The following is a 10,701-nucleotide window of genomic DNA, read 5'->3' on the forward strand; positions in this document are numbered from 1 at the left end:
GTCCGAGGTCGTACACGCCGCCGGAGAATCGGCGAACCTTCCTGGTCACGACCATGCGATCACTATACACACGCCGCAGGTCTAATGCAGCTGAAAGGCGGCACAGGTGAACAGTGCAGACCCGTGCACCCAGTTGAGGTCACAGCAGCCCAGAGAAGCCATTCCCCACCCCGCTAAAGCGGGGCGTCCCCTGGCTAGGTCCTGATGGCACTCGCCATCGGCACGCCGCTGGGCCTGCTGGTCGCCCGGGTGAGGTTCGTCCGGGCGGCCATCAGCCCCATCCTCTCCGGTCTGCAGTCGCTGCCGTCCGTGGCCTGGGTGCCCCCGCCGGATTTCGCTCACGACCGTCCTGGACCCGGACACCTGGATCGGCCCGGTGGTCAGGGGAGCCCGCCTGGTGCTCGGGGCCCCCGCCGGACACCCCAGGCCCGGAGAAGGGATTCTACGTGCGTCCCACCCTCGTCGCCGACGTAGCGAGCACCATGGAGATCGCCTGGGAGCAGATCTTCGGCCCGGTCCTGCGCCGCCGGTTTCGGACGCGAGTACGGCGCCGTGCTCCTGAGCGCCTACACCGAACACCAGTCCATCGGCTAGTGATCACCTCCGACGCCGGGGCAGCGGCCCATCTCGTCCTGACCCTCGTGTCCGGATCCGGGACCTGCGAGCGGACGGGGCGGGCATGGGGCAGCAGCCGCAGACCGACCCGTCCGTGCGGTTGCACACATGGGCGTCTGACCTGGTACCGCGGCGCAGGTACAGGACCTCCGCGACGCCGGTCAGGACTTCGGGTCCGGGCTGAGCTGGCGCTGAAGGCTGCGTGTGAGGTGTCCCGCCATTGCTTCCGCGGCGCGGTCGGGCTTGCGGCGCAGTATCGCGCGTACGACACGTTCGTGTTCCGCCAGCGTCGGGTCGTCGGTGCTCCTGACACCTCTGAGCCGAAAGACATGCAGATGGGAGTGGAGCCGCTCCACCGCATCGGCGAGCAGCGGACGTTGTGAGGCCACCGCGATCGCGTCATGCAGGCGCTGGTCGAGAGCGGCGAAGTCGCGGTAGTCGGCATACCGCCCCGTCGGCCCCGGATGCGCCTGCATCTCCTCCACAAGCCGCTCGATGGCGTCGAGTTGCTCCTCGGTCGCGTTGACGGCGGCGAGAGCCGCCGCTCTCGGTTCAAGGAGGAGCCGCATTTCGAAGAGCTCCTCGAGGCCCTCGCGGGTCAGCAACTCGGTCGCCCGGTATCCGGAGAGCGACCTCTTCACCACAAGTCCGTCGGACTCGAGCCTGGCCAGTGCTTCACGCACGGGCGTGGGCGAGACACCCAGCGCACGCGACAGCGCCTCGATCCCCACGCGTGCGCCAGGAGCGATCTCGTGGTCCATGACCATGGCCTTGATCTGCTCGTAGACACTGTCCGAGAGGACCTGGCGACCAGGACCGGCGGATTCGCTTCTTCCTTCGGCCTCCTTGGCCCTGGCAGAGGAACTGTCATGCGGTGGCATCCGTATTCCTGCTCCTGCTGCTCCAGCGTTGTCGAGACGAAAGCAGTTTACCGAGGTGAGGCCGTTGCCAGGCGCTACCTCGGTCGCGGGGCCGCCTTGCGTGGCCGCAGCCCCCGGCTCGGGCTGGTACTGGCCTTGCTGGGCTCTGCTGCCGCTCCTCGCCATTGACACTCAGCAACGGTTAGTGCAGTCGGTACGCGTTCACGGCCGTGCCGCCGAAAACGGCATCCCGCTCGTCCACGCTGAGCCCGAGCGTCAGAGCACGGGCCGCATCGAGCACCTCGGCGTAGTCGGCGGCCACCGTGCACACGGGCCAGTCGGAGCCGTACATGACCCGGTCCGGTCCGAAGGCACCGAGGACCGTCTCGGCGAAAGGACGCAGGTCGTCGACCGTCCAACCGCGCCAATCGGCCTCCGTGACGAGACCGGACAGTTTGCAGAACGTGTTGGGTTCGGCCGCCAACGCCCGCAGCTGCGAAGCCCACGGTTCGAGCGTGCCCTCCGCGATGCCGGGTTCACCGATGTGATCCAGTACGAACCTCAGGCCAGGCAGACAGCGGGCCGCGGCGGTGGCCGCGGGCAGCTGGTGCGGGAGAATAACTAGGTCGTAGGCCAGGCCTGCGTCGGCCACCGCGGACAAACCCCGCACGACATCCTCCCGCACCAGCCACCGCGGGTCCGGTTCCGACTGCACCTGGTGCCGGATGCCCACCAGTCGGCCACCTCCCGGTACCTCACGCAGCCGGGCCAGCGCGTCCGTCACATCCGGAGCCGTCAGGTCGGTCCATCCGACCACCCCGGCGACCAGCGGGTCGGCGGCCGCCTGCCCGAGCATCTCGGAGGTCTCCTCCGGTACCGTCACGGTCTGCACCATCACGGTGGCACCGACTCCGGCGCTCTCGGCGAGCGGATGCAGGTCCGACAGCGAGAAGGTCCGGCGCAGGGGGGCGAGTTGCGGACCGGTGATCCACTCCTGGTCCCGTACGGCCAGATCCCACACATGGTGGTGGGCATCGACGAGCGGCGTGGCGCTCATGCGGTTTCCTCCTCCTTCTCCGGTCGGTCCCTCGTACTGACGACGGCCGGGACTTCCCTCTCCGCGGCGAGCTGCGGTTCTCACGGCATGAGGAACACCTGCTCCATCGAGGTCCACCACTCCCCCGGTGCCGCCTCCTGCACCGGCTGCTGGCAGGGTGCGGTCAGCCGCCACCAGGCCTGGGTCGCCTCGGCGGCTGCCATGCGGGCCATGTCCGCGGCCAGGTCGTCACCGTCGTACTCGAAGTAGCCGAACAGAAGGCCGCCGAGCAGGTGGATCGAGTAGTTCCTGATGTGGCACTGCCGCAGTGTGTCCAGCACGGGCTGGGGCACGTTGCGGTGCAACTCGCGGTAGTTCTCCTGCTGTTCGGGACGGAGCCGGATCACCTGTGCGACGCGCTTCACTTCGCTTCCTCCGCCGTGCTCACCGCCGAGAGTGCGCGGTCGTGGATGATGCGGATGATGCGGCCGCTCATCCGTTCGTAGTCGCGGTCGTTTTCGACCTCGCCGCGGATGCGGTGGTCGGCCATGACGAGGATGCGGTCCGCCAGCGTGATCATCTCGGTGAGGTCGCTGCTGATCAGCAGGATCGGCAGGCCTCCGCGGGCCAGTTCCCAGAGGAGTTCGTGGAAGGCGTGTTTGGTCCGCACGTCGACGCCCACGGTCGGCTCGTCGACGATCAGCAGCCGAGTGTCGGCCGCGAGCCATTTCGCCAGACTCACCTTCTGCTGATTGCCGCCGGACAGTTCACCGGCGTGCTGCTCGAGCCCCGGGACACGGATGCCGAGGCGGTCGACCAGGTCCTGCGCCACGTTCCGCTCCTCGGAGGCGGAGACGAACCCGAGGGCCCTGGTGAGCTTCTTCCACACGGTGACCGTGATGTTCCGGTGGATGGGCTGGTCGAGGAAGACGCCCTCTTCCTTGCGGTTCTCGGTCAGGTAGCCGATGCCGAACTCGTGCAGCGCCTGGCGGGGGGAGGCGATCCGGGCCGGCTTGCCGTGCACCGTGATCTCGCCGCCGATGACCCGGTCGAGGCCCAGTACGGCCTTGACCAGTTCGCTGCGTCCGGCGCCGACCAGGCCGTAGAGACCGACGATCTCTCCGGGCCGCACCTGCAGGGAGATGTCCTGGTGGCCGTCGGCGGTGGAGATCCCGTCGAGCGCCAGGACGGGGTCGGCCGTGCGGTCCGGGGTGCGTGGCCGCATCTCGGTCGCCGTGTGTGCGCGACCCACCATCAGGTTCACGATGTCGTCGTGCGTGTGGTCGGCGAGCGGTGCGGACTCCAGTACGGACCTGCCGTCGCGCAGCACGGTGACGGTGTCGCAGATCGCGAAGACCTCTTCCAGCTTGTGGCTCACGAAGACGACGCAGGTGTCACGGGCCGTCACCCGCCGGACGACGTCGAAGAGGCGCTCGGCCTCCTGCGGGGACAGCGAGGCGGTCGGCTCGTCCAGCAGCAGCACCTCGCTCTGCGTGTGGAGCGCCTTGGCGATCTCCACCAACTGCTGCTGGGCCACGGACAGTTCGCGCACCGGCCGGTGCGGGTCGAGGTCCAGGCCCAGCTCCGCCAGGCAGCGCAGGGCGGGTGCGTTCATGGCCTCCCGGTCGACGAGCCCGCGGCGCGAGGGAGGGCTCTGCAGCGTGATGTTCTCCGCCACCGAGAAGTCGGGGATGAGGTTGCGTTCCTGATGGACGACGCCGATGCCGGTCCGGGTGGCCTCCAGCGGGGAGCGCAGGTGGACCTCTTCGCCACGCCAGGTGAGCCGACCGCCGTCGGGCGGGTGGACGCCGGTCAGGACCTTGATGAGGGTGGACTTTCCCGCGCCGTTCTCGCCCAGCAGCGCATGCACGGATCCGGCTGTCAGGCGCAGGCCGACGCCGTCCAGGGCCCGTACTCCGGGGAAGACCTTGACGATCTCCCGGCCTTCGAGAAGGACGTCGCTCATTGCGCACCACCCGCGTTCGGCAGGGCGGCGTCGGCGGTCGGCCCTCGGCCGACCGGTGCCGGCGGCGTGCGCCCCTGCGCCTTGCCCTTCTTCTCCAGCTGGGTCTGGTGGATGCGGCCGCCGACCACCGTGCCGAGCACGACCACGCCGATGAGGAAGTTGACCCAGCTCGGGTCGAGCGAGAACTGGGCGCGGGCGGCGTCGATGAGTCGCATGACGAACGCCGCCAGCACCGTGCCGAACACCGCGACGGATCCGCCGCTCAGCGCGACGCCTCCGATGATCGGGGCGGCGAAGCTCGGCAGCAGCCAGTCGCCGCCGACGCTGCGGTTGACACCGGGCAGCGACGCCGTCGCGGTCACGGCGGCGATGCCGGCCAGCAGTCCGGACAGAGTGTGGGCGAGCACGATCTGCCGGTCAGTGGAGATGCCGGACAGTCGCGCCGCCAGCGGGTTGCCGCCCGCTGCAAGGAGCCTGCGTCCGGCGGTCGTGCGATACATGAACGCGGCCAGCAGGGCCGCCGCGGCGAGCGCGGCGAGGAACACCAGCGGGAGGTTCAGCGGGGCCGCCCGGCCGAGGTCCTTGAGGGTCGGTGAGTAGCCGTCGATGGTGCGTGTGCCGGCCAGCCGGTACTGGGCCCCCAGCAGGATGGTCATCGTGCCGAGCGTGACGATGAAGCCGTTGATCCGCGTCGCCACGATGAACACGCCGGTCGCCAGACCGATCAGCGTTGCCGCGAGCACGCCGGCCGCGACGGCGAGCGGCGCCGGGACGCCGTCGTCGGCCATCAGGACTCCCGTCAGACAGGCCGTGCAGCCACCGAGGGCACCGACCGCGAGGTTGAGCTGTCCGACGCACAGTGCGGCCATCTGGGCCAGCCCGATGAGGATGGGCGTGGCCAGGTACTGCAGGAACGTCCGGACCGACGGCCCCTGGAAGAATTCGCCCGACGAGGCCACTCCCAGGGCGAGGTATCCGGCCAGCACCACGCACAGCAGCGTCATGGTCGTGGACCGGGAGAAGCGGCGCAGGGCCGCGGCCGTACGGGCTCCGCGATCGCCGATCATGATCATGTGGAGCGCACCACCTTGCGATAGGACACGACGGTGCGCACCCGGTCGGCCGACAGGGCCAGCAGCAGGACGCAGCCGAGATAGATGTTCAGGCTCTCCAGGCCGACGCCGAGCAGATCCAGGCCCTTGCGGATGACGCCGACCAGGGAGGTGCCCAGCAGCGCGCCGAGTACGGAGACGACGCCGCCGGTGAGGAGGGTGCCGCCGAGGACCGCGCCGAGGAACGAGGGCAGCATGAAGTCGTCGCCGATGGACGCGCGGAACGTACCGGTGCTGACGGCGGCCATGAAGCCGGCGAGCGCGGCCAGCAGTCCGGAGAGGGTGTGCGCGAAGATCACGCGGCGGCCCGTGGGGATGCCCGACAGCTCCGCCGCCGCGGGATTGGCCCCGGTCAGCAGCAGCTCCCGGCCCATGCGGGTGCAGGTGTACAGGAAACCGAGGCCGGCCAGCGCCAGGACCGTGAACTGCGCCAGCTGCGGCACGGCCGGGGATCCGCAGACGGGGCCGATGCAGATGTCGGCGAGCGAGAAGGAGCGCAGGTTCATGAGCCCGTTCGGCTGCGTGGTGAAGGCGGCGTTCTCGGTCAGCGCCGAGTAGAGCAGGGAGACCAGTCCCAGCAGGGCGAAGTCCATGGCCAGGGTGACCACGAAGGAGCTCACGCCGGTACGGGCGATGATCCAGCCGGTCAGGGCACCGATGACGGCGCCCGCCAACAGGCAGAGCAGCAGGCCGAGTTGGAGCGGGAGGCCGAGCCGGTCGTAGCCGAGACCTGCGAACAGAGCCCCGAAGGCCGCCATACGACCCACGGCGAGGTTCATGTGCCCCACGGAGAGGACCACCATCTGGGCGAGCGCCACCACGGTCAGCGTGGAGATGTCCCGCAACAGGGGGAACAGCACGAGCCGTTGATCAAGGAACGCCGGCCGCAGGACACCGAACAGTGCTGCTAGAGCGACGGTGAGCACCAGCAGACCGAGCCGCTGGTTCATCCAGAACGGCAGCCGCTGCGCGGGTTTCGGCGCGGCGGTCGCCCCGTCGGCCCGGCTGTCGTTCTCCGGTCTCACCACGGGTGTCCTCATGCCACCCTCCTGTCGTCGACGGCGTCCATGTCCCAGTCGATGCCGATGCCCGGCACGTCCGGTGCCACCGCCCGTCCGTCACGGACCGTCAGTTCAGTGCGGGTCAGCGCTCTCAGCTGCGGGATGTACTCGACGAACATGCCGTTGGGCACGGCGGCGGCCAGGCTGACGTGCAGTTCCATCAGGAAGTGCGGGCAGACCATGGCGTTGTGGCTCTCCGCGGTGTGCGCGACCTTCAACCACGGCGTGATACCGCCGATGCGCGCGGCGTCGACCTGTACGACGGAGGCGGCGCCCGACTCCAGGTAGGTGCGGAACTGCATGACGGAGTACAGGGATTCACCGACGGCGACGGGGATTCTCGTCGCGGCCGCGAGTCGGGCGTGTCCGCTGATGTCGTCGGCCGGAAGGGGTTCCTCGAGCCAGTACGGCCCGTGGGGCTCGAGGGCGGCTGCGAGGTGGAGCGCCTGGGAGACGGTCTGTGACTGGTTGGCGTCGGTCATGATGTGCAGTGACGGGCCGACCGCCTCGCGGACGGCGCGCAGCCGTTCGGCGTCCTCGGCCACGTGTGGCTTTCCCACTTTGATCTTGACACCCGCCCAACCGGCCTTCTGCGCATCGAGTGCCGACCGGACCAACTCCTCCGTGCTCAGGTGAAGCCAGCCGCCTTCGGTGTCGTAGAGCGGGACCTCCTGGCGGTGGCCGCCGGCCAGCCGCCACAGCGGTTCGCCGGCGCGCTTGCACCGCAAGTCCCACAGCGCGGTGTCCACGGCGGCGAGGGCGAGGGAGGTGATGGCTCCGGTGGTGGTGGCCCGTGTGGTGGCGAACAGCCGCTGCCACAGCGCTTCGACGTTGCGGGCGTCCTGTCCGACGAGGAGGGGCAGCAGGTGCTCCCTGAGCAGTGCGAGGACGGAGGACCCGCCGGTGCCGATCGTGTAGGCGTAGCCTGTTCCTTCGAGGCCGTCCCCGGTGGTGATCCGGACGAGGATCGTCTCCTGCTTGACGAAGGCCTGCACCGCGTCCGTGCGGTCCTTCTCCACCTCGATGTCGGCGAGCAGCGCCGTGGCGGTCGTGATGATGGTCATCGTGCGGGTCTGCTTCCCGTAGGGCCGTCGGCGGTCACTTGCAGACGAGGTACGTGTCTGCGAACTGCTTCTTGAGCTGCTCGGTCTTCGCCTTCCTGACCGAGTCGTAGGTGTCCACGTCGGCCTTGGTGACCACGAACGAGCCGGAGTCGATGGTCTGGCCCGGTTGGCGCATGGTGCACTGCTTGTTCTGCAGCAGCGCCAGTGCCCAGGTCCCCACCTCGGCCTGTCCCACGGGGTTCTGCACCACGGTGGCGGCGACCGAGCCGTCCTTGATCGCACCGACGATCTTGGCATCGTCGTCGATGGCGACGACCTTGGCTTTGGACCCGGAGCTCTTGACCGCGTCGGCGGCGGCGACAGCGGGGTTGTAGGCGGTGGTGACGATGCCCTGGATCTGGTTGCCCTTGGCCGCGAGGAGGTCGGAGATCGCCTTCTGCGCGGTCTGCAGGTCCTTGTCGACGTCGGTGACGGTCTGCAGCAGCTTCACCTTGCCGCCGGACTCCTTCACCGCCCTGTCCACGCCCTTGATGCGCAGCTGCGTGTTGGCGTCCACGTTGTTGCCGGTGAGGTGAACGAGCGTGCCTTTGCCGCCCATTGCGCGGATCGCGGCCTTGGCCGCCTTGTAGGCGGCGACCTCCACGTCCGTGGACAGGCAGAAGTCGGCCTTGTCGGTGCCGCCGGCCGGGCAGGAGGCGAGCGAAGCCACGGCGAACCCTTGTGACTTGAGGTCGGCGAAGGTGGTGTTGATGTCGGTGGGCGACACCCCGAAGATCCCGAACGCGTTGTAGCCGCGGGCCGCGAGCGTGGAGAGCAGGTTGTCCTGCTTCTGCTGGTCCCACTCGGAGGTCTCGTCGAAGGTCACGTCCCCGAGGCCGTATTCCTTCTTCGCAGCGGCCCCCGCCGCCTTCCATGGCTGGAAGTAGGGGTGGGCGCCGCCGGGCACGAGGGCCACCTTGGTGCCCGACCCGTCGGCCAACTCGGCAGTACCCGTGCCGGACTTGCCGGACGAGGAAGCCTGGGCGACCGAGGGCGAGCCGGAGTTCTTGATGGTGCAGGCCGCCGAACCCGCCATGAGCACAGCGACGGCGACCACTCCTGGCAGGACGGAACGGGTCGGGGGACGCATCTCCACCACTCCCCAGAATCAAATAGGAAATCGGTAGGGCGATGCTCAGCCACGCCGGACCCCCCGTCAACCCCTCGGACGGCAGATAAGTGACGATCGACCCTGATACTGCAGCTCAACACGCTGCACGACGGCGGTCAGACGTGACGAAGAAGCTCTGCATCCGACCGTTCCGCTCCCCTGACCTCTCGCCATGACGTCGAGTCAAGCAAAATCGTATAGGAAATCTCACGGCCAGCTACGGACGCGTGATGGTCGGCTCCGGTAGCGACCCCGGCAGCGCGCCGGGGATCCAGACCTTGGATTCCGCGCCATGCCAGGGGACGGACGCCCGCTTTCATCGGCTCAGTGCCGCTTCCACCAAGTCCGGGAACAAGAACGGTTTTTTCATTGACAACGGAAAAGATCTCACCCTAGGTTTCCGGCCATGCGCCCGACTTCCGCCCGTGAGTCGGTCCCCACCATGACTCCGGCCGCTTCCCTGGTCTTCACCACACTGCTCTCCCACGGTCCGCTCACCCGGGCCGAGGTGGGGCGGCGCACCAGGCTCTCTGCGGCCGCGGTCACCAAGGCGGTCCGTCCGCTGATGGAGCTCGGCTATCTGGTCGAGGGCGTGGACGAAGAGGCGCGGCCCGCGGTGGGGCGTCCGGCCGGCCTGGTGTCGGTGGACGCGGGAAGGGCGCTGTTCATCGGTGTCAAGGTGACAGGCGACGAGATCATCGCCGTACTGGCCGACCTACCTGTGCTGCCGTATCCGGGTGTCCCGGCATGTAGCCCTCACGGGCCGCGAGCCGCAGGCCGTGCTCCCCGCCATCACCGCGCTGGTAAAGGAGTTGCTCACCGAGGCCTTCGGATTGGGTGTGCAGGTACGGGGATTGGGCATCGCGATCTCGGGGGACGTGGACCGGGCGGACGGTCTGGTCCGCTACTCGCCCTTCCTGGAGTGGCGGGACGTACCGCTCGCCGAGCTCGCCGGGACCGCGACCGGGCTGCCGGTCACGGTCGACAACGACGTGCGGGCGCTCACGGTCGCCGAGCACTGGTTCGGGGCCGGGGTCGGGCTCTCGGACTTCGCCCTGGTGACCGTGGGCGCCGGCATCGGCTGTGGCCTGGTGGTGCACGGGCGGTTGGTGTCGGGCGCACACGGCGTGGCCGGCGAGATCGGGCATCTGTCCCTCGACCCGCTCGGCCCGCTCTGCCACTGCGGCAACCGCGGATGTGTGGAGGCGATCGCGGCGGACCCCGCGATACTCCGCGCGGTGAGCGCGGCCGCGGGCAGGCAACTGACCGATACGGCCGAGGCGTTGGACCTGACCCATGGCGGAGACCTCGGTGTCCGAGCCGTCTATGCACGGGCCGGCGAAGCCATCGGCAAGGCCATCGGCTGGCAACCTCGCCACCCTCGACGCCTTCGACGCGCTCGGACGGGAGTGCGCGGTGTTCATCGCGCACGACCTCGACCACGACAACACCCGCCTGCTGCGCGAGCGCCGCCTCTCCGCAGTCCTCCACCACGATCTGCGCCAGGACATGCGCCGCGCCTGCCAGATCATCATGCGCGCCCACAAGGCACTTCCCGACGACGGACCCTCGCTGCCCTCGGCGATCCAGGTGGTCACACCGTTCAACATGCCACCGGGCACTCCGTCCGTGCCGGTCGTCGGCTGAAACGGGGGCAGATTCGACCCGGATTCGACCCCGAAGCCCTTTCACGCGCCAACGAACATGCTTGATCTGCGACGATGCAACTTCTGCTGCTGTACTGAAGTTCCCCCGCTGAGCTGGACAGCCTGATACTGGGACGGTTGGGTCCCGGAGGAAGCAGTCCAGGTTGAGGTGGCAAGAGCAACATGAGCAA

The 10,701-nt window shown here is 68.8% G+C and carries 8 protein-coding genes and 2 pseudogenes; 2 read left to right on the forward strand and 8 right to left on the reverse strand.

From position 1 onward, the window contains the following. Window positions 1-201: 201 nt before the first annotated feature. Window positions 202-327, forward strand: a pseudogene (locus tag ACZ3TS_RS41390) (ABC transporter permease); the annotation flags it as partial. A gap of 449 nt (window positions 328-776) precedes the next feature. Here the strand turns inward: ACZ3TS_RS41390 and ACZ3TS_RS41395 are convergent. From ACZ3TS_RS41395 to ACZ3TS_RS41430, 8 genes are all read right to left on the reverse strand, one after another. Continuing rightward, the gene (locus ACZ3TS_RS41395) at window positions 777-1,496 is read right to left on the reverse strand and encodes a GntR family transcriptional regulator (protein WP_467627975.1); all 720 of its coding nucleotides are present in this window, start codon (window positions 1,494-1,496) and stop codon (window positions 777-779) included. A gap of 181 nt (window positions 1,497-1,677) precedes the next feature. After that, the gene (locus ACZ3TS_RS41400) at window positions 1,678-2,532 is read right to left on the reverse strand and encodes an amidohydrolase family protein (RefSeq protein ID WP_467627977.1); all 855 of its coding nucleotides are present in this window, start codon (window positions 2,530-2,532) and stop codon (window positions 1,678-1,680) included. Between the two features lie 80 nt (window positions 2,533-2,612). Beyond that, on the reverse strand, window positions 2,613-2,936 hold the full coding sequence (locus ACZ3TS_RS41405) for an L-rhamnose mutarotase (protein WP_467627980.1): 324 nt from the start codon (window positions 2,934-2,936) through the stop codon (window positions 2,613-2,615). Continuing rightward, window positions 2,933-4,477, reverse strand: a complete 1,545-nt coding sequence (locus tag ACZ3TS_RS41410; protein WP_467627982.1) for a sugar ABC transporter ATP-binding protein — start codon at window positions 4,475-4,477, stop codon at window positions 2,933-2,935. The genes ACZ3TS_RS41405 and ACZ3TS_RS41410 overlap by 4 nt, the downstream gene beginning before the upstream one ends. Beyond that, complete coding sequence (locus ACZ3TS_RS41415) at window positions 4,474-5,550, reverse strand: ABC transporter permease (RefSeq protein ID WP_467627985.1); 1,077 nt, start codon at window positions 5,548-5,550, stop codon at window positions 4,474-4,476. Before ACZ3TS_RS41415 ends, ACZ3TS_RS41410 begins: the two co-directional genes overlap by 4 nt. Continuing rightward, window positions 5,547-6,629: an ABC transporter permease gene (locus tag ACZ3TS_RS41420; protein ID WP_467627988.1), complete on the reverse strand. Its 1,083-nt coding sequence runs from the start codon at window positions 6,627-6,629 to the stop codon at window positions 5,547-5,549. Before ACZ3TS_RS41420 ends, ACZ3TS_RS41415 begins: the two co-directional genes overlap by 4 nt. Beyond that, on the reverse strand, window positions 6,626-7,714 hold the full coding sequence (locus ACZ3TS_RS41425) for a mandelate racemase/muconate lactonizing enzyme family protein (RefSeq protein ID WP_467627990.1): 1,089 nt from the start codon (window positions 7,712-7,714) through the stop codon (window positions 6,626-6,628). The genes ACZ3TS_RS41420 and ACZ3TS_RS41425 overlap by 4 nt, the downstream gene beginning before the upstream one ends. A gap of 34 nt (window positions 7,715-7,748) precedes the next feature. After that, window positions 7,749-8,843 (reverse strand): substrate-binding domain-containing protein, encoded by a 1,095-nt coding sequence (locus ACZ3TS_RS41430; RefSeq protein WP_467627993.1) that lies wholly within the window; start codon window positions 8,841-8,843, stop codon window positions 7,749-7,751. Between the two features lie 427 nt (window positions 8,844-9,270). Here ACZ3TS_RS41430 and ACZ3TS_RS41435 point away from each other — a divergent pair. After that, window positions 9,271-10,478, forward strand: a pseudogene (locus ACZ3TS_RS41435) (ROK family transcriptional regulator); the annotation flags it as partial. Between the last annotated feature and the right edge of the window lie 223 nt (window positions 10,479-10,701).

This window comes from Streptomyces sp. NPDC022910, assembly GCF_055561075.1.

Bases quoted from the DNA above. Each gene is read 5' to 3' on its own strand.
- ACZ3TS_RS41395 (WP_467627975.1), bottom strand. From the start codon at position 1,496: ATGCCACCGCATGACAGTTCCTCTGCCAGGGCCAAGGAGGCCGAAGGA.
- ACZ3TS_RS41415 (WP_467627985.1), bottom strand. From the start codon at position 5,550: ATGATCATGATCGGCGATCGCGGAGCCCGTACGGCCGCGGCCCTGCGC.
- ACZ3TS_RS41420 (WP_467627988.1), bottom strand. From the start codon at position 6,629: ATGAGGACACCCGTGGTGAGACCGGAGAACGACAGCCGGGCCGACGGG.
- ACZ3TS_RS41425 (WP_467627990.1), bottom strand. From the start codon at position 7,714: ATGACCATCATCACGACCGCCACGGCGCTGCTCGCCGACATCGAGGTG.
- ACZ3TS_RS41430 (WP_467627993.1), bottom strand. From the start codon at position 8,843: ATGCGTCCCCCGACCCGTTCCGTCCTGCCAGGAGTGGTCGCCGTCGCT.
- ACZ3TS_RS41410 (WP_467627982.1), bottom strand. From the start codon at position 4,477: ATGAGCGACGTCCTTCTCGAAGGCCGGGAGATCGTCAAGGTCTTCCCC.
- ACZ3TS_RS41400 (WP_467627977.1), bottom strand. From the start codon at position 2,532: ATGAGCGCCACGCCGCTCGTCGATGCCCACCACCATGTGTGGGATCTG.